General features: G+C 42.9%; 23 protein-coding genes and 1 tRNA gene. 18 read left to right on the top strand and 6 right to left on the bottom strand.

Annotation, left to right across the window (positions count from 1 at the left end; all coding sequences use genetic code 11):
- Positions 1 to 186 precede the first annotated feature (186 nt).
- The 3 genes from rny to AB5542_RS05700 form a co-directional block, all read right to left on the bottom strand.
- A complete protein-coding gene (gene rny, locus AB5542_RS05710) occupies positions 187 to 1,722 on the bottom strand; it encodes a ribonuclease Y (protein WP_087420794.1) in 1,536 nt (511 codons plus the stop codon).
- A 272-nt stretch (positions 1,723 to 1,994) separates the two neighbouring features.
- On the bottom strand, positions 1,995 to 2,282 hold the full coding sequence (locus AB5542_RS05705; protein WP_027200797.1) for a cell division protein ZapA: 288 nt from the start codon (positions 2,280 to 2,282) through the stop codon (positions 1,995 to 1,997).
- A gap of 2 nt (positions 2,283 to 2,284) precedes the next feature.
- Complete coding sequence (locus AB5542_RS05700) at positions 2,285 to 2,575, bottom strand: hypothetical protein (protein ID WP_087420795.1); 291 nt, start codon at positions 2,573 to 2,575, stop codon at positions 2,285 to 2,287.
- Between the two features lie 88 nt (positions 2,576 to 2,663).
- On the opposite strand from AB5542_RS05700, the gene AB5542_RS05695 reads away from it, so the two are divergent.
- Together AB5542_RS05695 and AB5542_RS05690 are read left to right on the top strand one after the other, a co-directional pair.
- Positions 2,664 to 4,337 carry a M23 family metallopeptidase gene (locus AB5542_RS05695; protein ID WP_279040090.1) on the top strand — a complete coding sequence of 558 codons (1,674 nt, stop codon included), beginning with the start codon at positions 2,664 to 2,666 and terminating at the stop codon, positions 4,335 to 4,337.
- Positions 4,338 to 4,345: 8 nt separating this feature from the next.
- Positions 4,346 to 4,621 (top strand): tetratricopeptide repeat protein, encoded by a 276-nt coding sequence (locus tag AB5542_RS05690; RefSeq protein ID WP_270544410.1) that lies wholly within the window; start codon positions 4,346 to 4,348, stop codon positions 4,619 to 4,621.
- 440 nt (positions 4,622 to 5,061) lie between these two features.
- On the opposite strand, the gene AB5542_RS05685 is transcribed toward AB5542_RS05690, so the two are convergent.
- On the bottom strand, positions 5,062 to 5,388 hold the full coding sequence (locus tag AB5542_RS05685; protein WP_270544409.1) for a DNA-directed RNA polymerase subunit alpha C-terminal domain-containing protein: 327 nt from the start codon (positions 5,386 to 5,388) through the stop codon (positions 5,062 to 5,064).
- Positions 5,389 to 6,329: 941 nt separating this feature from the next.
- On the opposite strand from AB5542_RS05685, the gene rpsU reads away from it, so the two are divergent.
- The 14 genes from rpsU to AB5542_RS05615 all read left to right on the top strand — a co-directional run bounded on the left by rpsU (position 6,330) and on the right by AB5542_RS05615 (position 20,874).
- The gene (gene rpsU / locus AB5542_RS05680; RefSeq protein ID WP_027200801.1) at positions 6,330 to 6,521 is read left to right on the top strand and encodes a 30S ribosomal protein S21; all 192 of its coding nucleotides are present in this window, start codon (positions 6,330 to 6,332) and stop codon (positions 6,519 to 6,521) included.
- A gap of 66 nt (positions 6,522 to 6,587) precedes the next feature.
- Positions 6,588 to 7,499 (top strand): tyrosine-type recombinase/integrase, encoded by a 912-nt coding sequence (locus AB5542_RS05675; RefSeq protein WP_279040093.1) that lies wholly within the window; start codon positions 6,588 to 6,590, stop codon positions 7,497 to 7,499.
- A gap of 18 nt (positions 7,500 to 7,517) precedes the next feature.
- Entirely contained in the window at positions 7,518 to 7,814 is a 297-nt protein-coding gene (gene hpf, locus AB5542_RS05670) for a ribosome hibernation-promoting factor, HPF/YfiA family (protein ID WP_027200803.1), read from the top strand.
- A 172-nt stretch (positions 7,815 to 7,986) separates the two neighbouring features.
- Positions 7,987 to 9,174 (top strand): elongation factor Tu, encoded by a 1,188-nt coding sequence (gene tuf / locus AB5542_RS05665; protein ID WP_270544407.1) that lies wholly within the window; start codon positions 7,987 to 7,989, stop codon positions 9,172 to 9,174.
- Positions 9,175 to 9,271: 97 nt separating this feature from the next.
- Positions 9,272 to 9,344, top strand: a tRNA-Trp gene (locus tag AB5542_RS05660).
- Between the two features lie 19 nt (positions 9,345 to 9,363).
- Positions 9,364 to 9,555 carry a preprotein translocase subunit SecE gene (gene secE / locus AB5542_RS05655; RefSeq protein WP_027200805.1) on the top strand — a complete coding sequence of 64 codons (192 nt, stop codon included), beginning with the start codon at positions 9,364 to 9,366 and terminating at the stop codon, positions 9,553 to 9,555.
- Positions 9,556 to 9,573: 18 nt separating this feature from the next.
- A complete protein-coding gene (nusG, locus tag AB5542_RS05650; protein WP_087420801.1) occupies positions 9,574 to 10,122 on the top strand; it encodes a transcription termination/antitermination protein NusG in 549 nt (182 codons plus the stop codon).
- A 23-nt stretch (positions 10,123 to 10,145) separates the two neighbouring features.
- Positions 10,146 to 10,583, top strand: coding sequence for a 50S ribosomal protein L11 (gene rplK, locus AB5542_RS05645; RefSeq protein ID WP_027200807.1), 438 nt, complete (start codon positions 10,146 to 10,148; stop codon positions 10,581 to 10,583).
- Positions 10,584 to 10,607: 24 nt separating this feature from the next.
- The gene (rplA, locus tag AB5542_RS05640; protein ID WP_027200808.1) at positions 10,608 to 11,303 is read left to right on the top strand and encodes a 50S ribosomal protein L1; all 696 of its coding nucleotides are present in this window, start codon (positions 10,608 to 10,610) and stop codon (positions 11,301 to 11,303) included.
- Between the two features lie 29 nt (positions 11,304 to 11,332).
- Entirely contained in the window at positions 11,333 to 11,851 is a 519-nt protein-coding gene (gene rplJ / locus AB5542_RS05635) for a 50S ribosomal protein L10 (RefSeq protein WP_087420802.1), read from the top strand.
- A gap of 42 nt (positions 11,852 to 11,893) precedes the next feature.
- Positions 11,894 to 12,271, top strand: a complete 378-nt coding sequence (rplL, locus tag AB5542_RS05630) for a 50S ribosomal protein L7/L12 (protein ID WP_018339636.1) — start codon at positions 11,894 to 11,896, stop codon at positions 12,269 to 12,271.
- A 93-nt stretch (positions 12,272 to 12,364) separates the two neighbouring features.
- Complete coding sequence (gene rpoB, locus AB5542_RS05625; protein WP_118305291.1) at positions 12,365 to 16,177, top strand: DNA-directed RNA polymerase subunit beta; 3,813 nt, start codon at positions 12,365 to 12,367, stop codon at positions 16,175 to 16,177.
- Positions 16,178 to 16,250: 73 nt separating this feature from the next.
- Complete coding sequence (gene rpoC / locus AB5542_RS05620; protein ID WP_087420805.1) at positions 16,251 to 20,495, top strand: DNA-directed RNA polymerase subunit beta'; 4,245 nt, start codon at positions 16,251 to 16,253, stop codon at positions 20,493 to 20,495.
- A gap of 64 nt (positions 20,496 to 20,559) precedes the next feature.
- Positions 20,560 to 20,874: a DUF3467 domain-containing protein gene (locus AB5542_RS05615; protein ID WP_087420806.1), complete on the top strand. Its 315-nt coding sequence runs from the start codon at positions 20,560 to 20,562 to the stop codon at positions 20,872 to 20,874.
- A 55-nt stretch (positions 20,875 to 20,929) separates the two neighbouring features.
- On the opposite strand, the gene corA is transcribed toward AB5542_RS05615, so the two are convergent.
- The gene (corA, locus tag AB5542_RS05610; RefSeq protein ID WP_118305292.1) at positions 20,930 to 21,991 is read right to left on the bottom strand and encodes a magnesium/cobalt transporter CorA; all 1,062 of its coding nucleotides are present in this window, start codon (positions 21,989 to 21,991) and stop codon (positions 20,930 to 20,932) included.
- A 39-nt stretch (positions 21,992 to 22,030) separates the two neighbouring features.
- A complete protein-coding gene (locus AB5542_RS05605; protein WP_279040096.1) occupies positions 22,031 to 23,569 on the bottom strand; it encodes a mechanosensitive ion channel family protein in 1,539 nt (512 codons plus the stop codon).
- 393 nt (positions 23,570 to 23,962) lie between these two features.
- Here AB5542_RS05605 and AB5542_RS05600 point away from each other — a divergent pair, with 393 nt between their 5' ends.
- On the top strand, positions 23,963 to 25,807 hold the full coding sequence (locus AB5542_RS05600) for a 2-oxoacid:acceptor oxidoreductase subunit alpha (RefSeq protein ID WP_087420808.1): 1,845 nt from the start codon (positions 23,963 to 23,965) through the stop codon (positions 25,805 to 25,807).
- A gap of 2 nt (positions 25,808 to 25,809) precedes the next feature.
- Positions 25,810 to 26,826 carry a 2-oxoacid:ferredoxin oxidoreductase subunit beta gene (locus AB5542_RS05595; protein ID WP_118305293.1) on the top strand — a complete coding sequence of 339 codons (1,017 nt, stop codon included), beginning with the start codon at positions 25,810 to 25,812 and terminating at the stop codon, positions 26,824 to 26,826.
- Positions 26,827 to 26,879: the final 53 nt, after the last annotated feature.

Raw genomic sequence — 26,879 nt, 5'->3', positions numbered from 1 at the left:
ACTTTTTGAGCAACCAAATTTAGTAAAACAAATAATACCGGACAAATGTTTGGGGTTTTTTAATCCTGTCGCCCCGGCTGGATTAAAAAGTTACAGGTTACAAGTTAAGTCTTCGACTTTAAACCTGTAACCTGCTAACTTGTAACCTGTAACTTAAAAGTCCGGCTATCTCGGCCGGACTTTTAATTATTTTGCGTAGTTTATAGCGCGTGTTTCTCGAATCACCGTGACTTTCACCTGTCCGGGGTAGGTCATTTCATCCTGAATCTTTTTAGCGATCTCGTATGAAATTTTCTCTGCCTCCGTGTCAGATACCTTTTCACTACCAACGACTACCCGTAATTCGCGGCCTGCTTGGATGGCGTAGGTCTTGACCACTCCATTATAAGAAAGTGCAAGGTCTTCCATCTCTTTCAGGCGTTTGATGTATGACTCAACTACTTCCCGTCTTGCTCCCGGACGTGCGCCTGAGATGGCATCACAAGCCTGAACGATCGGGGCGATCATCGTTGTCATTTCAATTTCTTCGTGGTGAGCACCGATAGCGTTGCAAATATCCGGTTTCTCCTTGTATTTTTCTGCTAGGCGCATACCGAGGATTGCGTGCGGTAATTCCGGTTCGTCATCGGGCACTTTACCTATGTCATGCAATAATCCGGCACGTTTTGCTTTCTTCACGTTCAAGCCCAATTCCGCGGCCATGATGGCACAGAGGTTGGCTGTTTCGCGAGCGTGTTGTAACAAGTTCTGCCCGTAAGAAGAACGGTATTTCATTTTACCGACCAACCGGATCAATTCCGGGTGCAACCCGTGAATACCCAAGTCGATGGTGGTGCGTTTTCCAGTCTCGACGATCTCTTCCTCGATTTGTTTTTTCACCTTGTTTACGACTTCCTCAATCCGTGCCGGGTGAATACGTCCGTCGGTAACTAATTGGTGGAGTGAAAGGCGAGCGATTTCTCGTCTTACCGGGTCAAATCCGGAAAGTACAATTGCCTCCGGGGTGTCGTCCACGATGATTTCAACACCGGTGGCTGCTTCCAGCGCCCGGATGTTACGTCCTTCCCGTCCGATGATACGTCCTTTGATTTCATCCGAATCAATATGGAATATAGATACGGCGTTTTCAGTGGCAGTTTCCGTGGCCACCCGTTGGATGGTTTTTACCACGATCTTTTTCGCCTCCATGTTTGCCGTCATTTTTGCCTCTTCCATAATCTCGTTCACGTATGACATCGCTTCGGTTTCGGCCTCGTCTTTCAAAGAACTGATGAGTTTTTCCTTTGCCTGATCGGCAGACATCCCGGAAATGGCTTCCAGTTGCTCGATCTGTTGTTTTTTGAATTTATCCAGTTCGGCGTGTTTCTTTTCCAGTAATTCTTTTTGGGCCTCTAGCGTCTCCTGTTGTGTCTCCGCGTCTTTGATCTTGCGTTGACATTCTTCCATTTTACGAGCCAATTCGGCATCTTTTTGTTTTAGCTTATTTTCTGCGAGAAGGATTTTGCTATTGCGGGCATTCACTTGTTTTTCGTGTTCGGCCTTTATCTGCAGGAATTTCTCCTTTGCTTGCAAAATCTTGTCTTTTTTAATTACTTCCGCCTCTGCTTCCGCTTCCTTGATGATGTTTTTGCTCCTGTATTTCAAGGTCATGTTGATTAGCAGGTATCCTAGAACGAATCCCACTATCAGAGCAATAACACCGGTAATTATTATTGTTATCATATTCGTAACTTGAATTTATAGTTATATAATATATTTTGGTGTTTTTTGTTTATACAAAAAACCCGCATCATTTCTTCTTTAAAAAACCCCTGTTAGACACGGGTAGAGCTGCCGTCAGATTCAAACTTCCACCGTCCCGAAGGAACCCCGAAGGGTTGAGGCCTGTCTTTGGCTAACTAAGCTTCACTCTAATTGGTTAAGTGTTGAGTTTTCCAGTTAAATACGAAATAATGCGGGTATATCTATTTCCTTTTCAAAGAACTCTTTCTTTTTTACTCTTTCACAACTTCGTCGAGCCTGCTACTAATCTTCTTCACCTCGTCCAATACCGGCTCCACGTCGTTTCGCCTTTCAGCCTCCAGCATCTTTACCGTGAATTGTAACGCGGTAACAGCTAGAAAATCAACGGGATCAGCAGTTGCGTACTTTTCCCTATATTTTGCAATCTTACTATTAATCAGCTGTGCAGCTTTCCTGATCTCCTCTTCTTCCTCTCTCTCTATGGTCAGAACGCAGGGCCTACCGGCTATATTTAGCGTAATAGTAAGTTTATCATTCATATTTAATTATTCAAAAGAGCAATACATTTATCAATCTCCCGCACAAGTTGGCTTATTCTATTTTTGGCCTCGGAACTTCCTTCTCCGGTCGAGATAGCAGCAGCCACCTTCAATGTCTTGATTTCTTCATGTAATTTCATGTTCTCACTTTTCATCCGCTCGATTTGAATCCTGAGTTCTTTCATCTCTGAATCCATCTCTCTGTTTTTGTCCAGTGAGGATATATATAGTTTTATCAGTCGTTCAACTTTTGTGTTTAGCTCGTTAATAACGGCATCTTGTTTTGCTGTCATAACATAATCTTTACACCACAAAGATAGAATAATTTCTTTTAAATATCAATAGTGTTATTAATTTTGCAATGGATTTAATGGTTTTTTTATGACAAACAAAATAATGTGGAGAGGGATTGGAGCTTTGTTGTTGATGTTACTTCTTTTATCATCAAATGTTTGCGCGCAAACTGACACGTTGCTTTACCCGTTGAAAAATGTTCCGCTACTGAGTGGGAATTTCGGAGAATTGAGAGCGACGCACCTGCATACCGGGTTGGATTTTAAAACCGGAGGACGGGAAGGACTACCGGTGATTTGCGTGAAAGACGGTGTCGTGGCACGTGTAAAGGTTTCTGCCACGGGGTACGGGAATGCCCTGTATCTGGAACACGAGGGGGGGATAACCACGGTGTATGGTCATTTGAGCCGTTTTGTACCCCGAATTACGAAAGTCGTGAGAAATATACAATATAATAAGGAGTCATTCGAGGTGGACGAGAATATGTCGGGCTATGAACTCCGTTTTCGTGCGGGTGACACGATTGCTTATAGCGGGAATACCGGCTCTTCGGGTGGTCCTCATTTGCATTTCGAGGTGCGAGACACGAAAAGCGAGCGTGCTTTAAATCCTTTACGTTTTCTTTCGGTGAAGGATCAAACGGGACCGAGCGTGCGAGGGGTTTACGTGTATTCGATTTCAAACGAGGGGGTGCGGAATGCTGCACGTCGGGTGGAGGTGAAAAATACGGGTAACCGGGTATTCCGGGGAGGAAAGGTCGGGGTGCCTGCCGGAATGGTCGGGATTGGGATACAATCTGATGACTACATGAAAGATTCTTGGAATAAATTGGGCGTGTATGATTTGAGCGTGAGTACCAACGGACGGGAGGTCTTTAAAATGACCATGAACGAGCTTTCTTTTGACCAGACGTTTTTGGTTAACGAGTTGAAGGATTTTCATCATTACAGGGAAAACCGTTTGGTTTACTTGACTTTCGGGAACTATCAGGAGCAATTGTTGTCCGTTAGTAATCAGAACGGGGGATTTATCCCGGTTGAGAAAGATAGCGTGGTGGATGTTACGGTTGATTTATCGGATATTAATGGGAATCGTTCTAGGATTGTGTTCCAGTTATGGGGTAAATCTCCCTTGCGGGAATTGGTATTGGCAGATGGGGAAAAATTATTGACGAATCGCCAAAACGATAGCTTGAAAAAAGGAAAATATACCCTGTGGTTGGAGGCAGATGCTTTATCCTATCCGATCGTGTGCAAGCCGGAGGTGTCTTCCCGCTTGAGAGATAGTGTCGAGACGATCGAGGTGTTTTCTACCGGGAAACAAATATACCCGTTGATGAAAAATGCCCGGTTGGTGGTTGGCGGGAAGTTCCCGGAAAAGTCCGTGATCTGTTTGCTGGAGAAAAATAATCGTTTTTCTGCCTTGAAAACCCAATGGACGGAAGAGGGGCTTGAGGCATTCCCCCGGGTGTTGGGTGAATACACGGTTCGTCAGGACACGATTGCCCCGGTTATTTTTTACACGGGGAGGGCCGGGCAGAAAATCCGGTTCCGGATGGTTGACGACTTGTCGGGTATCTCTTCTTATCGGGTGGAGGTGAATGGAAAATGGTGTTTGTTCACATATGACGCGAAAAATCGCCTGTTGGAAGGTAACATAAATGAACCCGTTTTCGTGAAAGGAAAAAACAGGCTTGTCTTGAAGGTGGAGGATGCCGTGAAAAATATTGCTACCTTTGAGACGGATATTTATAAAAAGTAGAAATAACAATGAATATAGAAAACGCAAAACAACTGGCAAAACAAGGCAATCGGGAAGGAGCGATTACCATGCTCCGGCAAATGTTAGAACAGAATGAAGGAGAACGGGAACTTGTGCTGTTGGAACTGGGAGTGGTGTATAATACCATGGGGGAGACAACGCAAGCGATAAACCATCTGAATGAGGTGATACGTATAAATCCTGAAAATACAAAGGCGAAGGCCTATCTGGATATGATTAACGGGATTCTTGATTATTATTGTAAGGACTTGTTGAATCCCTGATGTACCCCCGTAATTCTCTTGAAATACCGAAGTAATAATCTCGCATGATTCTTTCATCCAACTCTTTGCTTCATTGCTCGCTTATTGGGAATGGGCTATGAAAGGACGATGGAAGGGAGCTAAAAGGGCGTGAGGAGATTATTACTTTGGTAAAAGTCTGGTATTACACTGTCTTTAAACAATGTCAATCTATGCTTCTCTTGGTTGTTTGCTGATAATTCATTTAGACCACGGAGCATTCATCCTGCATTCTTCTTGCATTCATCTTCGATAAAATTGATTTTTGAGACGATTGTATTTGTAATTTGAGTGTGTGGTGTAGTATATTAGCTATCTGGAAAAATAGACTTGTTGGGCAGGTAAGGAAAGCGAAGTCTATGAGAAGGGGGGGGCAGCGGCGAGCGAGTTCCCTCTCCCATCTTGTGATGGTATAGATTGGATTAATCCTCTTCTTCTTGTGCCAATTTTATTCCTACTGCGTTTAGCTTCGCTTCAATCTCGTTTGCTGATACACGCCCACAGGAGCGTAAGTTTTGTATTTCGTATTTGGTGTATTTTGTTATGTCTTTCACTGTTTTTATCTCTGCCATCAATAAAACACTCATAGCCCTTGTGCTAAATCCAAACTCCCGAATGTTTGTTGCCAGTATTTGTTCTATTGTTTTGGCTTGTTTCTCCTTTTTGGTTGCGTATCCTTCCAATTCTGCAATTATTTCTTTAGCCTCGTTTAGAATCTCGATAAGCCTGTTGATTTTATCCTTTTCCATGATGTTGTGTATTTATTGGATGCAAAGATAATTTATTTGTGGTGAAAATTATCCTTGATAGCTTTATTTTTGTCTTGTAATTTGAATTAGTGAAAGTTGAGAATAGAGATTATGGTTATATAATTGATCCAGCTTTCGCTGTTATTATAAAGTAGTAAACGAAGATAACGCTATTTTGCAGAAACTTGAAAAATAATTTAGTGCTTTTTTTGTTTATGAGATAATTATTTATCATCTTTGCGCTGACAGAACGCAACACGTTCGGTTTTTATTGATAGCGTGCAATTATGCACTGTGAACGGAAACTAGCAACTTCTATATGGGCCACGGTGATTGCAACGCCTTCGAACCTGATTACGTATAGTAATATATCATAGTCGGGTCGAGGCTTGATTTTCGTGTCCATTGGTTTGCTAGACCTCCGTTACGAAGAGCAGCCCGGTCCGATTTTTAAATCTTCCGGATTGCTAAAATATAGCGCCGGATTTTTTTAATTCCGGTGCTAACAAGAAAGCAGCCGGAAACGCACAGGGGAGCCACGTTCATCTTCTCACATTAGTAGTTTGAATCCCACCCGGCTGTTTCCTTTAAAAATAGAATTGATGGGTTGGATACTTAACGGCGAGAGAATCTGTTAACTCCTTCTCGTTTTAAGTCCATCCCTGAAACCGCCTCTTTTCCTTGAGGCGGTTTCATTTCTTCCCGCTTGTACTTCAGAACGCTAAAAACGAAATTTTATTTTTATATCTCGATTAATTGATTTATCTTTGCGCCCAGTTTTCGAATTGTTAAATATGAACTTCAATCCGCTTGAAAGGGGGTGGTCAATTATTTTTGAGATAGTAAAAAATATACATATATTTAATTAGTAAGCAGCACATTATGGTGTTGCCAGATTTTTTTGTTATAAAATAAGTATTCATTTTTTAAAATTATAAATCATGATAATTGTACCATTAAAAGAAGGCGAAAATATCGAGAGAGCACTGAAAAAATTCAAAAGAAAATTCGAAAAAACCGGCGTGATTAAAGAGCTGAGAGATCGTCAGGCCTTCACCAAGCCGTCTATTAGAAATAGAATGGCCCGGATGAAGGCTGCCTATCGTCAATCTTTGCAACAAGCGGAAGAATAAATCGATCACTTTCTTTGTTTTTCCAAACAAAAGACGTAACTTGCTTACGTTATTAAAATAGTAGAAATGATGCAGATAGAATTGTTCTTGAAGTATTTGAGTAGCGTGAAACGTTATTCGGAAAATACGATCATTGCGTATAAGGCGGATTTGTATCAGTTCTACGAATTTTGTGGATTGGAAGGGAATAATGAGGATTTTTCTCGAGTGACGACCAAGCTCGTTAGAGAATGGGTCGTGGCAGAGATGAGGGGAGACTTGAGGGTGAACGGTACCAGAGGGAAGTTAAGTGCTGCTTCCGGTAAGCGTAAGTTGAGCAGTATAAAGGCGTTTTTTCGTTTCCTTGTAAAAGAGAAAGTGATAGAGGTGAATCCCGCCGAGAATATCAGCGGGCCGAAATTGCCGAAGCGATTGCCGGTTTTCGTGAGGGAAGAGGAGATGGAATGTACGCTGGATGACGCGGAGAAAAAGAAAGGTTTTTCCGGATTAAGAGATTTCTTGATCTTGTTGATGGCTTATGATACGGGAATGAGGCGTTCTGAAATTGTTGGATTGAAGGTAGGGAATGTTGATCTTTTACGGCGTTGTATTCGTGTTTTCGGGAAAGGTGGAAAATGGCGAGAAATCCCGATCATGACCGAGTTGATACAGGACATTGAATGTTATTTGGATGCCCGGAGCCGCGTGGTGGAAGGGGAGCATGATCTGTTTTTCGTGACCGATAAGGGAAAGCCGCTTTACGCTAATTTCGTTTATCGTTTGGTGACGAAAGAACTGGAATCACATACTTCTTTAGCAAAACGCAGCCCGCACGTGTTGCGACATTCTTTTGCCACGCATCTGTTGGATAACGGTGCGCCGATTCAGGGAATTAAAGAATTGTTGGGACATTCCAGTCTGGCAGCAACCCAGGTGTACACTCACAACTCTGTGGAGAAGATGTTGAAGATTTTTAAACAAGCTCACCCGCGAGCATAAATTATAGGAGGAAACGATATGGACATTAGAATTAATCCTGTAGGTTTTTCAGTAAATCCAGTGCTGGAGGAGTTCATTAATAAGAAATTCTCGAAATTGGAGAAGTATCACGACGGAATTATGAGTATAGATGTTACGTTGAAATTGGAAAAAGACGATCATCTGGAAAATAAGTTGACCGAGGTGCATGTTGATGTCAAAGGGCAAGACGTGTTCGCTAAAAAGAACGCGAAAACTTTTGAAGAAACAGTGGACGAGTTGTACGATGTATTAAAGAGACAACTTGTTAAAGCGAAAGAAAAAAGAGAAAATTAAGAAAAATGATCTCATTTATTGTGAGATATGATTTTTAATTTGTACATTTGCAAGCCAAATTAAATGGGTTTTCTCGCACTTGTCTGGGTAATTTTCAGGTAAACAGCGAGTTACTTGTATGAAATTGAGTTATTGAGATAAATTGTTTAATAATAAAAATTGTTTTAGAGTTATGGCTAAAGAACATTTTGACAGGTCCAAACCACACGTAAATATTGGTACTATCGGTCACGTTGACCACGGTAAAACTACTTTGACGGCTGCTATCACTACGGTATTGGCAAAAAAAGGTCTTTCTGAATTACGTTCATTCGATTCTATCGATAACGCTCCGGAAGAAAAAGAGAGAGGTATCACCATTAACACTTCTCACGTTGAATACCAGACTGCAAATCGTCACTATGCACACGTTGACTGTCCGGGACACGCCGACTATGTAAAGAACATGGTAACTGGTGCTGCTCAGATGGACGGTGCTATCTTAGTTTGTGCCGCTACTGATGGTCCGATGCCTCAGACTCGTGAGCACATCCTTTTGGCTCGTCAGGTAAACGTTCCGAGAATCGTTGTGTTCTTGAACAAAGTGGATATGGTGGACGACCCGGAAATGTTGGAGTTGGTTGAGATGGAAGTTCGTGAGTTGTTGTCATTCTATCAATATGATGGAGATAATACTCCGGTTATTTTAGGTTCTGCTCTTGGTGCTTTGAACGGAGAGCCGAAATGGGAAGATAAAGTAATGGAATTGATGGATGCAGTTGATAACTGGATTGAGTTACCGACTCGTGCCGTTGATAAACCGTTCTTGATGCCTGTTGAGGACGTATTCTCTATCACTGGTCGTGGAACTGTTGCTACCGGTCGTATCGAAACTGGTATCGTTCACACGAGTGATGAGTTGGAAATTATCGGTTTGGGTGCTGATGGTAAGAAAACCGTATGTACCGGAGTTGAGATGTTCCGTAAGATTCTTGACGAAGGTCAGGCTGGTGATAACGTTGGTTTGTTACTTCGTGGTATCGACAAAGACGAGATCAAACGTGGTATGGTATTGGCAAAACCGGGTTCTGTTAAACCGCACGATAAATTCAAAGCTGAGGTTTATATCTTGAAGAAAGAAGAAGGTGGTCGTCACACTCCGTTCCACAACAGATACAGACCTCAATTCTATATCCGTACCTTGGATGTTACCGGTGAAATCACTCTTCCGGAAGGACGTGAGATGGTAATGCCTGGTGATAACTTGACAATCACTGTTGAGTTGATCACTCCGGTTGCTTGTAACGTAGGTTTGCGTTTCGCTATCCGTGAAGGTGGTAGAACCGTAGGTGCTGGTCAGATCACTGAGATCTTAGACTAATACAATTTTAGATTTAATGATTTTAGATTGTAGATTCGCAATTTAAAATTTAAAATTTAAAATTTAAAATAATGAGCCGGCTTCGGTCGGCTCACACACGGGAGTGGCTCAGTTGGTAGAGCATCGGTCTCCAAAACCGAGGGTCGGGAGTTCGAACCTCTCCTCCCGTGCAAATTAAATATAGAACAAATGAAGATTAAAAGTTATATATCAGATGTTTATAACGAGCTGGTGAATAAAGTAACTTGGCCCACGTGGTCTGAGCTCCAGAGTAGTGCAACAATTGTGATGATTGCTTCCGTTATCATAGCGTTGTGCATTTTTGCAATGGATTTTTCGTTCAGACATATCGTGACCGGTATATATAATTTGTTTTACTAAAAATCTTGGAGGTCTAACATGGCTGAAATGAAAAAAAGATGGTATGTACTTCGGACCATTGGAGGAAAAGAGAAGAAGGTAAAGGAGTACATCGAGAACGAAATCGCCAGTTTAGGGCTTCAGGATTACGTTTCACAGGTTTTAGTACCTGCAGAGAAGGTGTATCAGGTGCGTAACGGGAAAAAGTATAGCAGTGAGCGAAATCTTTATCCGGGTTACGTGTTGATCGAGGCCGCGCTCGTTGGAGAAATCCCTCACATACTTCGTGACATCACGAATGTGATCGGCTTCCTGGGGGAAACCAAAGGAGGAGACCCTGTACCGATGCGACAAGCAGAGGTAAACCGGATCTTGGGTACAGTAGATGAACTTGCGGAACAACCAGAAGAAATAAGTATCCCTTATTTCGTTGGCGAGTCAGTTAAAGTGACTGACGGACCGTTTAATGGTTTTACCGGTGTGATAGAGGAGGTGAATACGGACAAGAAACGCTTGAAAGTAATTGTCAAGATTTTCGGACGGAAAACACCACTCGAATTAAGTTTCATGCAGGTAGAAAAAGAATAACAATTATTTGATTAAAAACAATCATGGCAAAACAAGTTGAAGCTATTATCAAGCTGCAAATTAAAGCCGGAGCTGCTAATCCTTCGCCTCCAGTAGGACCGGCGTTAGGTTCTAAGGGAGTCAATATCATGGACTTCTGTAAGCAATTTAACGCTAGAACTCAAGAGCAGGCAGGAAAGATCATCCCGGTAATTATACAGGTGTATGGTGATAAATCGTTTGATTTTATTACAAAACAACCTCCTGTTGCTATTCAACTTTTGGAAGTTGCTAAAATCAAATCCGGTTCCGCAGAGCCCAATCGTAAGAAAGTGGCTTCTATCACTTGGGATCAAGTGAGAGCAATCGCTACGGACAAGATGAAAGATTTGAACGCTTTTGAAATCGAGAAAGCAATGAGTATGGTAGCTGGTACCGCCAGAAGTATGGGTATAACCGTAACCGGTGACAGACCTTTTTAATGAACTTGTAACACTTCAAACGTAATGAGTAAACTGACAAAAAATAAGAAGTTAGCTTTAGCGAAGATCGAAGGTGGAAAAGTATATTCTATCGACGAGGCCGCACAGCTTGTGAAGGAAATCACTTTCACGAAGTTTGATGCGTCAGTTGACATGGACGTTCGACTGGGTGTAGACCCGCGTAAAGCCAATCAAATGGTACGCGGTGTATGTACTTTACCTCATGGAACCGGTAAACAAGTACGAGTTTTGGTTTTGTGTACGCCTGACAAGGTGGAAGAAGCTAAGGCTGCCGGAGCCGATTACGTTGGATTGGATGAATATATCGAAAAATTGAAAGGCGGCTGGACCGACATCGATATTATCATCACGATGCCTTCTGTAATGGGTAAAGTAGGTGCTCTTGGTAGAATTTTGGGTCCTCGTGGATTGATGCCAAACCCGAAGAGTGGTACTGTAACCCCGGAAATCGGGAAAGCAGTAACCGAGGTGAAGGCTGGTAAGATCGACTTTAAAGTTGACAAATTCGGTATTATTCACGCTTCTATTGGTAAAGTTACATTCGAGCCGAACAAGATTATGGAGAACGCTAGAGAATTCTTGAACGTGATCAATAAATTGAAACCGGCTGCCGCTAAAGGTACTTATATCAAGAGCGTGTATCTGTCAAGTACGATGAGTCCCGGTATTCAAGTAGACCAAAAGACTTTACTTGATTAATGTAGTAATCTAAAAAGGACTTCAGTAGTATGAAAAAAGAAGATAAAAAAGTCGTAATAGAAACCTTGACGGAGCAAGTGAATTCTTACAAGCACTTGTATGTTAGTGACATCTCCGGTCTTGACGCGGTAGACACTCAGGCTTTGCGTCGGGCTTGCTTTGATGCTAACATCAAACTGGTGCAAGTGAAGAACACGTTGTTGAAAAAGGCTTTGGAAAACGCTACCAACAACTACGAGGAAATTTTTTCCGCGTTGAAAGGCGATAGCGCGATCATGTTGAGCGACACCGGAAACGGTCCTGCAAAACTGATTAAAGAGTTCCGTAAGACTAAAGACAAACCGGTATTCAAGGCCGCATTCGTAGAAGAATGTGCTTATGTTGGCGAGGATCAGCTTGAATCGTTGATCAGTATCAAGTCTAAGGAGGAGTTGATTGCAGACATTATCGCAATGTTGCAGGCACCGATGCAGAATGTTATTTCCGCATTGCAATCCGGACAAAATACCATCGCTGGTGTTGTTAAAACACTTTCTGAAAAAGAATAATTTTTATAGTTTAGTAAACAAACAATTTTAAATAGTATAGAAATGGCAGATTTGAAAAAACTTGCAGAAGAGCTAGTAAACCTTACCGTAAAAGATGTAAAAGAATTAGCTGACATTTTAAAAGAAGAGTACGGAATCGAACCTGCAGCTGCTGCTGTAGCTGTTGCTGCTCCTGCAGCTGGTGGTGCTGCTGCCGCTGAAGCAGAGCAAACTGAATTCGATGTAATTCTTAAATCAGCTGGTGCTGCTAAATTAGCTGTTGTTAAGTTAGTGAAAGAATTGACCGGTCTTGGATTGAAAGAGGCTAAAGAAGTAGTTGACAAGGCTCCGGCTCCATTGAAAGAAAAAGTTTCTAAAGAAGAGGCTAACTCGTTGAAGACTCAATTAGAAGAAGCAGGAGCTGAAGTTGAACTTAAATAAAATAAAACCGGTTGGTTTTTCCAGGTTTAGAGTCTCATGTGGACTCTAAACCATTTTGTTGTTATGATTGTTTAGGTTCAAAAAAAATAATAGATGTCTTCATATAATTCAAACAATAGAATAAGCTTTGCATCGATAAAGAATCAGTTGGAATACCCTGATTTTCTTGAAGTGCAATTAAAGTCTTTCAAGGACTTTTTTCAATTAGGTACCACGCCTGAGAACAGAAAGAATGAAGGCCTTTACACGGTTTTCAAGGAGAATTTTCCTATTACTGATACTCGGAACAACTTTGTTTTGGAATTTTTGGACTATTTTATAGATCCGCCTCGCTACACGATCGAGGAGTGTCTGGGTCAGGGATTGACTTATGGCGCACCCTTGAAGGCGAAACTGAAGTTGTACTGTACAGATCCGGAACATGAAGATTTTGATACCGTTATCGAGGATGTATATTTAGGAAATGTTCCTTACATGACCCCGAAAGGTACTTTCGTGATCAATGGAGCAGAGCGAGTGGTCGTTTCTCAGTTACACAGGTCTCCCGGTGTTTTCTTCGGGCAGAGTATTCATGCGAATGGTACGAAGCTTTATTCCGCTAGAATTATTCCGTTCAAGGGTTCCTGGATCGAGTTTGCCACGGACATCAATAACGTGATGTACGCGTATATCGACCGGAAGAAAAAATTACCGGTAACTACTCTTTTACGGGCTATCGGTTTTGAAACGGATAAGGATATTCTTGAAATATTCGGTCTGGCTGATGAAGTGAATGTTTCCCGTACGGGGTTGAAGAAAGTCGTTGGTAGACGGTTGGCTGCTCGTGTTTTGAAATCTTGGATTGAAGATTTCGTTGATGAAGATACCGGTGAAGTTGTTTCTATCGAGCGTAACGAGATTATCGTTGACCGTGAAACAGTACTGGAGCCTGAGCATATTGATGCGATTGTCGAGTCAGGTGCGAAGACGATCCTTCTTCACAAGGAGATGCAAAATCTGGCAGATTATGCCATTATATATAACACGTTACAAAAAGACCCCTGTAACTCGGAGAAAGAGGCTGTATTACATATTTACAGGCAATTGCGTAGTTCGGAGCCGCCTGACGAGGCTACTGCCCGCGATGTGATCGACAAGTTGTTCTTCTCTGATAAACGTTACGATTTGGGTGACGTGGGACGTTACAAGTTAAACAAAAAATTGGGACTTGCAACAGATCCGGATATCCGTGTCTTGACGAAAGAGGATATTATCGAGATCATCAAATATTTGATTCGCTTGTTGAACGCTAAGACTGACGTGGACGATATTGATCACTTGAGTAATCGTCGTGTACGTACTGTCGGTGAACAATTATATAATCAATTCGGAGTGGGATTGGCCCGTATGGCCCGTACGATTCGTGAAAGAATGAACGTGCGTGACAACGAGGTTTTCACCCCGGTTGATTTGATCAACTCGAAGATTTTGTCTTCCGTGATCAACTCGTTCTTCGGAACGAATGCGTTATCTCAGTTCATGGATCAGACGAATCCATTGGCCGAGATTACTCACAAGAGACGTATGTCAGCCTTGGGACCCGGTGGTCTTTCCAGAGATCGTGCCGGATTCGAGGTGCGTGACGTACACTATACTCACTATGGTCGTTTGTGTCCGATCGAGACGCCGGAGGGACCGAATATCGGTTTGATTTCTTCTCTCTGCGTGTACGCTAAGATCAACGATCTAGGATTTATCGAAACACCTTACCGTAAGGTGAATAATGGTATCGTGGACCTTTCCGAGGAAGGGGTACGCTACTATTCGGCAGAGGAAGAGGAGGAGTTGGTGATTGCCCAGGCAAGTTCTGCTATCGATGAAGATGGCAAGTTTACGAATAAATGGGTAAAAGCCAGAAAAGATGCGGACTTCCCGTTGGCAGCCGGAGAGGATGTCGATTTGATCGATGTTGCCCCGAATCAGATTGCATCTATCGCAGCGTCTTTGATCCCGTTCTTGGAGCATGATGATGCCAACCGTGCGTTGATGGGATCGAACATGATGCGTCAGGCAGTTCCGATTATTTCTCCGCAATCCCCGATCGTGGGAACCGGTTTGGAGGCCAATTTGATCAAGGATTCCAGAACACAGGTTGTTGCAGAGGGCCCGGGAGTGATCGCTTTTGTTGACGGACGCAAAATTGTTGTTAAATATGACCGTACGGAAGAAGAGGCTTTTGTAAGCTTTGAACCCGATACGAAAGAATATTACCTGCCGAAATACCAACGTACAAACCAGAGTACGACGATCACGTTGAAACCGATCGTGAGAAAAGGTCAACGTGTGGAAGAAGGGCAGATATTGACGGAAGGATACTCTTCAGAAAAGGGAGAATTGGCACTCGGACGGAACTTGAAAGTGGCATTCATGCCGTGGAAAGGATACAACTACGAGGATGCTATCGTGATCTCCGAGAATATCGTGCGGAATGATGTCTTTACATCTGTTCACGTGGACGAGTATTCTCTGGAAGTTCGTGAAACGAAACGTGGATTGGAAGAGTTGACGGCTGATATTCCAAACGTAAGTGAGGAGGCCACGAAGGATTTGGATGAAAACGGAATCATTCGCGTGGGGGCTCGTGTTCAACCGGGAGATATCCTGATTGGTAAGATTACCCCGAAAGGAGAGTCTGATCCTAGTCCGGAGGAAAAATTGCTGAGAGCAATCTTCGGTGATAAAGCCGGTGATGTGAAAGATGCTTCATTGAAAGCTTCTCCTTCATTGAAAGGTGTTATTATTGATAAGAAGTTGTTCCAGCGTACGGTAAGTGATCGGAAAACGAAAGCTGCCGGCAAGAACCTCTTGGCCGAACTGGATGAACAATTCCAACGTAAAGTCGGAGATTTGACTACTTTATTGATCGACAAATTATTCGAGTTGGTAAATGGTAAGACTTCGCAAGGCGTGAAGAATTACTTGAACGAGGATATTGTTCCGAAGGGAGTGAAGTTCTCTTACAAGATGTTGCAGAACATGGACTTCTTGCAAATCAACCCGAACAAGTGGACGACCGATAAGCAAAGAAATGATATGATCCGTGACTTGTTGCATAATTATATCATCAAGTACAAGGAGATCGAAGGACAAATTAAACGTAAGAAGTATAACGCTACCGTCGGTGACGAGCTTCCTTCCGGAATTATCAAGATGGCTAAGGTTTACGTGGCTAAGAAACGTAAATTGCAAATCGGTGATAAGATGGCAGGACGTCACGGTAACAAGGGTATTGTATCCCGCGTGGTAAGGGTAGAGGATATGCCGTTCTTGTCTGACGGAACTCCGGTTGATATTTGTTTGAATCCGCTGGGTGTGCCTTCCCGTATGAACTTGGGACAGGTATTCGAAACCGTGTTGGGTTGGGCCGGAAAGAATTTGGGATTGAAGTTTGCAACTCCTATTTTTGATGGTGCCTCTTTGGACGATATCAACAAATACACGGACGAGGCAGGTGTGCCTAGATTCGGAACCACCTATCTGTATGATGGAGGAACGGGAGAACGTTTCGACCAGCCGGCAACCGTGGGTGTGATCTACATGCTGAAACTGGGACACATGGTTGATGACAAGATGCATGCTCGTTCTATCGGACCCTACTCGTTGATCACGCAGCAACCTCTTGGAGGTAAAGCTCAGTTCGGAGGTCAGCGTTTCGGAGAGATGGAGGTTTGGGCTCTTGAGGCTTTCGGAGCATCACACATCTTGCAGGAAATCTTGACCGTGAAGTCTGACGACGTGATGGGTAGAACCAAAACTTACGAGCATATCGTGAAAGGTGAACCTCTTCCGACACCCGGAATTCCGGAATCATTCAACGTGTTGTTGCATGAACTTCGTGGGTTGGGATTGAGCGTTAATTTAATATAATTGTTGATTTATGATTTTAGATTTACGATCCATGTAATTGTAAATCTAAAATCTAAAATCTAAAATCTAGAATATGGCCTTCAGAAAAGACAATAAAGTAAAAAATTTTACTAAAATCGCTATTGGATTGGCTTCCCCGGAAGAAATTCTGGAACGGTCCAGTGGTGCTGTATTAAAACCGGAGACGATTAACTATCGTACTTACAAACCCGAACGCGACGGTTTGTTCTGCGAACGTATCTTCGGTCCGGTGAAGGATTATGAATGTCATTGCGGTAAATATAAACGTATTCGTTATAAGGGTATCGTTTGTGACCGTTGTGGTGTTGAGGTTACGGAGAAGAAGGTTAGACGTGAGCGTATGGGACATATCCAGTTGGTGGTTCCGGTGGCTCATATCTGGTATTTCAAGTCGTTACCAAATAAAATCGGTTACTTGTTAGGGTTACCTTCCAAGAAACTGGATACCGTTATTTACTACGAGAGATACGTGGTTGTAAACCCGGGTATCATGGGGGATTCCGGTATCAAAACGATGGATTTCCTGACGGAAGAAGAGTATTTGGATATTCTGGATAAGCTTCCGACGGATAATCAATATCTGGATGATGATGATCCAAACAAGTTTATTGCCAAGATGGGAGCGGAAGCTATTTCCATGTTGTTGGAACGTTTGAATTTGGATGATCTTTCATACGATTTAAGAAATAAAGCAAACACGGAGACTTCTCAACAGAGAAAGAACGAGGCGTTGAAACGTCTCCAAGTCGTAGAGGCTTTCCGTGAAAGTAAAGAAATTAATAAGCCGGAATGGATGATCGTGAAGGTGTTGTCTGTGATACCGCCTGAATTGCGTCCGTTGGTTCCGTTGGACGGAGGTCGTTTTGCTACTTCCGATTTGAACGATTTGTATAGACGGGTGATTATCCGTAATAATCGTTTGAAGAGATTGATCGAAATCAAGGCTCCGGATGTAATCTTGCGTAATGAAAAACGTATGTTACAGGAGGCCGTAGATTCATTATTCGATAATTCTCGTAAATCCAACGCGGTTAAGATTGAAAATAACAGACCGTTAAAGTCTCTTTCCGACAGTTTGAAAGGTAAACAAGGGCGTTTCCGTCAGAACTTGTTAGGTAAGCGTGTTGACTACTCTGCACGTTCGGTAATCGTTGTAGGTCCGGACTTGAAGATGCACGAGTGTGGTCTTCCGAAAGATATGGCGGCTGAATTGTATATGCCGTTTATTATCCGTAAGCTGATCGAGCGCGGTATCGTGAAGACGGTGAAGAGTGCCAAGAAGATCGTGGATCGTCGTGATCCGATCGTTTGGGATATTCTTGAAAACGTGTTGAAAGGTCACCCGGTATTGTTAAACCGTGCCCCGACCCTGCACCGTTTGGGTATTCAGGCATTCCAACCGAAATTGATCGAGGGTAAGGCAATCCGTTTGCACCCGTTGGCTTGTACCGGATTCAACGCCGACTTCGACGGTGACCAGATGGCCGTACACTTACCATTAGGTAATGAGGCCGTGCTGGAAGCTCAGATTTTAATGTTGTGTTCTCATAACATTTTGAACCCAGCTAACGGTGCGCCTATCACTGTGCCTTCTCAGGATATGGTACTCGGTTTGTACTATATCACGAAACCGAGAAAGGGCGTGAAGGGTGAAGGATTGAAGTTCTATTCTCCAGAGGAAGTGATTATCGCTTTCAACGAGAGAGCCGTAGACTTGCATGCTGAAATCGAGGTGAAGATTGATAACGTGGACAAGGACGGTCAACCGATCAGGCATATGATCAAAACAACGGTTGGTCGTGTGATTTTGAACCAGTTCACCCCGAAAAATTATCCTTACATCAATACGTTGATTACGAAAAAAGCGTTGCGTGACATTATCGGTGACGTGTTCAAACGTTGCGGTGTGGACGTGACGGCTAAATTCTTGGATGATATTAAGGATTTGGGTTATCGTAAGGCATTTGAGGGAGGTTTGTCTTTCAACTTGGGAGACGTTATCGTTCCGGAGAACAAACAAGATTTGTTACAAGAAGGATATGACCAAGTTGAAGAGGTAATGGCGAACTATAACATGGGATTCATTACCAATAATGAAAGATATAACCAGATTATTGATATTTGGACACACGTGAATGCGAACCTGACCGCCACGTTGATGAAACAATTGGCTGCGGACGACCAAGGATTCAATTCTATCTACATGATGTTGGATTCCGGAGCCCGTGGATCTCGTGAGCAGATTCGTCAGTTGGGAGGTATGCGTGGATTGATGGCAAAACCGCAGAAATCAGGTGCTACCGGGGGACAGATTATCGAGAACCCGATCTTGGCAAACTTTAAAGAGGGACTTTCGGTGTTGGAGTACTTTATTTCAACCCACGGAGCCCGTAAAGGTTTGGCCGATACCGCATTGAAGACTGCAGATGCCGGATATTTGACTCGTCGTTTGGTTGACGTGGCTAACGATATCACGATTACCGAGGAAGATTGCGGTACGTTGAGAGGTATTACCATTTCGGCTATCAAGAATAACGAGGAGATCGTATCTTCTTTATCAGAGAGAATTTTAGGACGTGTTTCCGTGCATGATATTTATCATCCGAATACGGGTGAATTGATCGTGGCTTCAGGAGATGAGATCACGGAGGTAGTTGCCGATATTATCGAGAACTCCCCGATCGAGCGTGTTGAAGTTCGTTCTGTATTGACTTGCGAGGCGAAGAAGGGCGTTTGTGCTAAATGTTACGGGCGTAACTTGGCTACCAGCCGCATGGTTGAGAAAGGTGAGGCTGTCGGGGTTATCGCTGCACAGTCTATCGGTGAGCCGGGTACTCAGTTGACATTGAGAACCTTCCACGTGGGAGGTACTGCGGGAAATATTTCCAGCGAAAACTCTTTGAAAGCGAAGTATGATGGTTATGTTGAGTATGAAGAATTACGTTCTGTTGAGTACACGCAAGATAACGGAACGACCTGTGACGTGGTTGTAGGACGTTTGACGGAGTTGCGTATATTGGATAAGAACACGAATATTATATTGATTTCTCATGCTATCCCTTACGGTGCTAAATTGTTCGTGAAGGATGGACAGGAGATCAGCAAGGGTGAATTGCTTTGCGAATGGGACCCGTTCAATGCTTTGATCATTACCGAATTCTCCGGTACGGTTGGGTTGGAAAACTTGATCGAGGGTGAAACCTATAAGGAAGAATCCGATGAAACCACCGGATTTAGGGAGATGATCATTATCGAGTTCCGTGACAAGATGAAAGCGCCTGCTTTGTGTATCAATGATGCGGAAGGAAACACGGTGAAGAGTTACAACTTACCGGTAGGCGCCCACATTGTCGTGAAGGAAGGAGCTGAGGTTGTTGCCGGTAGTACCATTGCCAAGATTCCGAGAGCTGTTGGTAAAGCAGGCGATATCACGGGAGGTCTTCCGCGTGTTACCGAGTTGTTCGAGGCTCGTAACCCGTCGAATCCGGCCGTTGTATCGGAAATTGACGGTGAGGTAACTTACGGTAAGATCAAACGCGGTAATCGTGAAATTATCGTGACATCAAAAGCCGGAGAGGTGAAGAAATATCTGGTTTCTTTATCAAAACAGATTTTGGTGCAGGAGAACGATTATGTACGTGCTGGAACCCCGCTATCTGACGGTGCAATTACCCCGACTGATATTTTGAATATCGAGGGACCGATTAAGGTTCAGGAGTATATCGTGAACGAGGTACAGGATGTATACCGGATGCAGGGTGTGAAGATCAACGATAAGCATTTCGAGATCATTGTACACCAGATGATGCGTAAGGTATTGATCCAAGATGCCGGAGATACGAGATTCTTAGAGAATCAAGTGGTGGACAAGAGTGAGTTCATGGAAGAAAACGATGCAATTTACGGTAAGAAGGTCGTACTGGAAGCCGGGGATTCGGATCGGGTGAAACCGGGACAGATTATCTCTGTACGTATGTTGAGAGATATTAACTCACAATTGAAACGTAGAGACTTGAAAGTGGTAGAGGCTAGAGATGCTGTACCCGCAACTTCAGCTCAGGTATTACAGGGTATTACCCGTGCTGCATTGCAGACGGCAAGCTTTATTTCTGCCGCATCATTCCAGGAAACCACGAAAGTATTGAATGAAGCTGCAATTTATGGTAAAGTCGATCCATTGGAAGGCTTGAAAGAAAACGTGATTTGCGGTCACTTGATACCGGTGGGAACAGGTATGAAAGAATTTAGAAGTCTGATTGTAGGTTCTAAGGCTGACCTCGAAAGGATGGAAAAATAAAGAATAGATAGAGGCGCCGCAAGGCGCCTTTATTGTTTGTATAAGCTATTAACCAAGGACTATTATGGAAGAGAAAAAACAACAATTTGATATTGAATTAAATCGAGATGTCGCACAAGGAACTTATTCGAATCTGTCAATTATTTCTCATTCTTCCTCCGAGTTTATTATTGACTTTATCCGTATTATGCCGGGGATGCCCAAGGCTGAAGTGAAAAGCCGTATTATTTTGACCCCGGAACACGCGAAACGTTTGTTACTGGCATTACAAGATAATGTTCGGAGATTCGAGATTGATTTCGGGAAAATCAATTTACCGGAAGGCGGCCCTATGGCTCCCATGTTCCCGGTGGATTTGGAACCGCAGGGACAAGCTTGATAATTTTAGATTTTAGATTGTGTGATAAAAATCTAAAATCTAAAATTTGAAATTATTAGAGCCATTTTTTTCTTTTGAAGTAGAGGAGCATGGTGATGGTGATGACCACCATGATGCCCCAGAGGATAAAATAGGCGTAGTGGTGTTTTAGTTCTGGGATATATTCGAAGTTCATTCCGTAGATACCGGCGATGAAAGTAAGTGGGATGAAAATGGTTGAAAAGATTGTCAACACTTTCATAACATCATTTTGTCGGTTTCCAATATTAGTTTGATAGAGATTTATTTGATCGGAGACCATGGAATAGTATATCTCGATGGCTTCTTGGGCTTGTACAACCAGATCGTCCAAATCATGTAAATAAGTGTACGTGTTTTGGTTTATCAAGGGTGAATCACAATTTATGAAACGAGTTGTGACTTCTTTGAACGGGCGTACATTTTTTCGGATGTATGAAAGTTCTGTTTTATAGTGGTAAAGGTCTTCTACGACTTTAACGTCCGCCTCTAAAATTGTTTTACCGCGTTCTTCTATGGCAGCTCCTAGTATTTCCAGGTTAATGATGTAGCTATCTACCAGCGTATCCAGTAGTGCATAACAGAGATAATCCGTTCCGAAAGAGCGTATGCGGGTTTTCCCGTCGTATAGGCGTTTTTTTACATCCTTGAAATAATTGGCATCTGTCTCCTGAATGGTGATCAGGTAATGGGAACCGACAATAAAAGAGAGTTGTTCCATGTGAACAATCCCGTCGTCTTTACCGAAATAGAAGGATTTGGCAATAATATATAAATGGTCGGATTCTTCACTGAACCGGGGGCGTTGATCCGTGTTTAGAATGTCTTCCAGAAACAAGGAAGATATATCGAAAGCCTTTCCCATGTCTGCAATTAGTTTCGTGTTTTGCAGACCGGAAATGTTGATCCAGGTCATGTGGTCGTTGGATACTACATTTACAATGTTTTCCATGGTTTCGGGAAAGAACTCTTTAATTCCTTCTGAAGTGTATTGAATAACCTGAATGGAGTTTTTCGTCATTTTTTGTTTGCCGATGAAGATCAGGGAGCCGGGTGCGGCTCCTTGTGATTTCGTGCGGTCTTTGAGAAAACGGGCCATGTGCGTGCGAATTAAAAGTTAATAACTAAAAGGTAAAAGTTATTTCGAGTCCGAGTCTGCCGGTTCTATTTTCAGTTTTATAGGGTTAGAACTGTCACCCCAGGTTAGTGTACGGTACGGGAAGGGGAATTCCACGTTTTTAGCGTCGAATACTTTTTTCAGACGACGGCGATATTCCCGGCCAACGGCCCATTGTTGCATGGGTTTTGTCTTGATAACAAGGCGAATGACCACGGCACTATCGGCAAAGTCGTTTACCCCGCTGATGGCCACGGGTTCGAGCATCATTTCTTTGTAAACAGGGTCATTGAACATTTCGTCTCCGACTTGTTGCATGAGCATGACGGCATTATCCGTGTCTTCCTTGTAACCGATCCCGATTTGCAGGACAATGGCAGACCATTCTTTGGTCATATTGGAGAGCGTGTCTATTTTCCCGTTTTGGAAAATGTGTACGGTGCCTGAACTATCTCGTAGAGTAACGGTTCTTAATTCTATTTTTTCAACCAATCCTTCCGTTCCGTTAATTACCGCCCAGTCTCCGGTGCGTAGCTGATCTTCCAGTAGAATAAAGAAACCGGATATGAAATCCCTGACTAATTCCTGGGCTCCGAAACCGACGGCTAACCCGACAATTCCGGCACTGGCCAGAATAGGGGCTATGTTGATATTGAATTTCCCGAGTAGGATTAGCAAAAAGATTACCCATAGGAAGATTCTTCCGATGCCATATATGATTCCTGTGAGTGTGTTAATTCGTTTTTCTGCCTCGTTGTTGTCAATATTTTCAGCTTTGTAGGCTTTGTTGATAGCGAGCTTTTTCATTTTTCGGGTTGTGAATCGTAAGGCTCGGAGTAATGAAACGAATAAAATAATAAGAATCACGATTGATGGAAGTTGAATAACACACCAAGTAATTAGTTTTGTCAGCATTTCATTCCAGAATGTTGCCGTGAAGACGGCTGGAATCTGCTGAGATTCTTTCGTGTTCCAAAATACGACAACCCCGTCGATCTTTGCACTGTCCGGGATGTTCTTTGCTATGATTTGGTTCGTGTTGTTGTCCCACCATGAATCATCCAAAGTTGCTTTGTTGATTAAGAAACTGGTGCTGACTTTCGGAACGGAAACAACAATCTCTCCCGAGGCAGGAAGATAGTCGATGTTGTGATAAGCATCCCGTATTTGTCCCAGGTTGGAGTTTAGGCCGATTCCTTCCGGTGTTTTGAATGACGTGTCCCGGATGATGATGCGATTAATGAATGAACTGGTATCTCCGGCAACTTCCGGAGTCGCCGTGAATAATAGTTTCCCGTTTGCATCATACACATTATAGTCATCAAATTCCTGATTGAAGAACCCACCTTTGTTTTTGGTGAGTTTGATTTGTTTCGCTGGGAATATAGAGTAGAGCTGATGGATGTTCGTACCTCTTGAAATTGTTCCTACATGGGTAGAACTGATGGTGTAAGGATTTCGTGAATCATCCGGATTATCAATGAAATCGGTGATAGATGATTTCTTTCCACAACTTATCAGTACAAGTAGCAGGCAGAGTAGAATCAAATGGTTTTTCATAGTAAGTGTATTTTAAATAACTTATAGCCGTGTAGGTGTTTACTTGATAAAATTATACAAAACTTATTATCTATACAATTTAAAGACTGATTTTGTTCCATATTGAAAGAGATTTTATCGCTGGAATTTTCAATCGTAACAAGAAAGTAACCGAAAAACGACGGAAAAAGATGTGTTGTTTAGAATTGTTTTATTTTATTTGTGTCGAAAAATATGTTTTTTGACATGCTCTGACTTGATTGTCAAGGCAATATCTGAAAAGAAAAAAATACTGATACAAACTTGTTTAGATATTTCTATTGGCTACCTTTACGCATGTTTTACAACATAAAATTTGCGTGATATTATAGAATATAATTTATAATTTAATATTTAAGAACAAGTAACTAAGTCATGAGTGAAAAGACAGAAGTTATCGACAAAAAAGACATTGTGATTCGTTTCTCGGGAGATTCGGGAGATGGAATGCAATTGACCGGCCAGCAATTCTCGGATGCTGCTGCTTTATTTGGAAACGGTGTATCAACGTTTCCGGATTATCCTGCTGAAATACGCGCCCCGCAAGGTACGGTTGGTGGTGTTTCCGGGTTCCAAGTACATATTGGGAATGATCCCATTAAAACTCCGGGTGATTTTGCAGACGTGCTCGTGGCGATGAATCCTGCCGCTTTAAAGGCTAACTTGCGTTGGGCAAAAAAAGGTGCGACGATTATCGTGAACTTGGATGCATTTACAGACAAGAACATTGAAAAGGCCGGGTATAAAGAAAACCCGCTGGAAGATGTAGTCTTGCAAGATTATAACGTGGTCCCCGTGAAGATCACGACTTTAACGGAAGAGGCTTTGAAAGACAGTGGTCTGGATCAGAAGTCTATCGTTAAATGTAAGAATATGTTCGCTCTTGGTATGATTTACTGGATGTTCGACCGTACGGTGGATCACACGAGAGATTTTATTAACCAGAAGTTTGCCAAGAAACCGGAGATTGCAAGTGCTAACGTGAAAGTGTTGGAAAGTGGTTTTAACTATGCTTCTAACGTTCATGCTTTGGCTGTACACTTCAACGTGGCTCCCGCTCAGATCGAGAAAGGACGTTACCGGACGATTACCGGTAATAAGGCTACGGCATGGGGATTCCTAGCTGCTGCTGAAAAAGCGAATTTACCTTTGTTCTGCGGTTCTTATCCTATCACTCCGGCAACTGATATTTTACAAGAGTTGGCGTTGAGACGTGATTTAGGCGTGAAGACCTATCAGGCAGAGGACGAGATTGCCGGAATTTGTACTTCTATCGGTGCAAGTTACGTGGGTAATCTGGCCATCACGACAACTTCAGGTCCCGGTTTGGCCTTGAAGAGCGAGGCTGCCGGTTTAGCCGTAATGGCGGAGTTACCATTGGTAATTGTTGACGTACAACGTGGTGGTCCTTCAACCGGTCTTCCCACGAAAACGGAACAATCCGACTTGTTGCAGGCTCTTTACGGACGTAATGGTGAAAGCCCTATGCCTGTTGTCGCTGCAAGTACCCCGGGTAACTGTTTCGACTATGCTTTCTGGGCTGCTAAAATAGCTGTAGAACACATGACTCCGGTTGTCCTGTTGACAGACGGGTTCTTGGGTAATGGCGCTCAACCGTGGAAGATTCCTTCATTGAAAGATTATCCTTCTATTACCCCGAGAGTAGCTAAAGAAGGTGATGATTATAAACCGTATGCACGTGATCCGGAGACTTTGGCCAGAATGTGGGCTTTACCGGGAACGAAAGGTTTGGAACACCGTATCGGTGGTTTGGAGAAGGTAAATGTAACGGGAGAGATTAGTTACGTGCCGGAAAACCATCAAATTATGACGGATTTACGTGATGCTAAGGTGGCTAAGATCGCTGACAGTATTCCTCAACAGGAGATTTTCGGAAATCAAGATGGTGGAGATGTTCTTGTTGTTGGGTGGGGTGGTACTTACGGTCACTTGTACTCGGTCGTTCGTGAATTGAGAGAAGAAGGTAAAGACGTGAGCTTGGCTCATTTCAACTTTATCAACCCGCTTCCGAAGAACACGGATGAGGTTCTTGGTAAATTCAAGAAGATTATCGTTTGCGAGTTGAACTTGGGACAGTTTGCACAGTATTTGAGAGCTAAATTCCCGCATTACACGTATTATCAATATAACAAAGTGGCCGGATTACCTTTCACGGTAGTTGAGCTGAAAGAAAAAATAACCGAATTATTAGGAAAATAATCATGGCAGAACAATATACACCGAAAGATTTTAAGAGCAACCAGGAGATTCGTTGGTGTCCGGGTTGCGGTGACCATGGTATCATTAACTCCGTACAGAAAGCCATGGCTGAATTGGGGTACCCGAAAGAATCGTGGGCAGTTATTTCCGGAATCGGATGTTCTTCCCGTTTCCCCTATTACATGAATACTTATGGTTTCCATACGATTCATGGACGGGCTGCTGCTATCGCATCCGGAGCTAAAAGTGCTAATCCGAAATTGAATATCCTTCAAGTTTCCGGTGACGGTGACGCTTTGGCTATTGGTGGTAACCACTTTATTCATGCTATTCGTCGTAATATCGATATTACCACTTTGGTGTTTAATAACGAGATTTACGGGCTAACGAAAGGACAATATTCTCCGACCACGAAGTTGGGTACGAAAACTAAAACTTCTCCTTACGGGACAATCGAAACTCCGTTTAACCCGGGAGAGTTGGTAATCGGTGCGCAAGGAAGATTCTTCGCTCGTACGTTGGATATGAATATCAACTTGAGTGCAGAAGTTATCGAGGCCGGTGTGCGTCATAAAGGTACTGCTGTCGTGGAAATTCTTCAGAACTGCGTGATCTTTGCTGACGGGGTTCACTCCGCTATCACGGATAAAGAGATGAAGGAAGAGCGTCAATTGATCTTGAGACATGGCGAACCGATGGTTTTCGGAAAGAACAAGGATAAAGGTATCATGTTTGATATGAAGGCCGGTAAGTTGAAAGTTGTTGAGATCGGTAAGGATGGTATCACGTTGGATGATATTATGGTACATGATGCTCACAGCGAAAATCCTTCTATGCATTGGATGCTGGTACACATGAAAGCTCCGGAATATCCCGTGGCTTTAGGTGTGATCCGTGACGTGGAAGGTACGACTTATAATGATGCATTGGATGCCCAGATTGAGAACGTGAAGGCAAAATCTTCTATCCATTGTGTTGAAGATTTATTGAACAGCGGAGACGTTTGGGAAGTAAAATAATGGTTTTTAATATGTAGAAAAGTCCGAGTTTAAAGCTCGGACTTTTTTGTTTT

Origin of the sequence: Butyricimonas sp. RTP31003st1_G1_RTP31003_210430, from assembly GCF_040920905.1 — a bacterium.
Classification (GTDB): domain Bacteria; phylum Bacteroidota; class Bacteroidia; order Bacteroidales; family Marinifilaceae; genus Butyricimonas; species Butyricimonas paravirosa.
The sequence above is the reverse complement of the archived record's forward strand: the minus strand, read 5'-3'. Positions and strand labels throughout refer to the sequence as shown.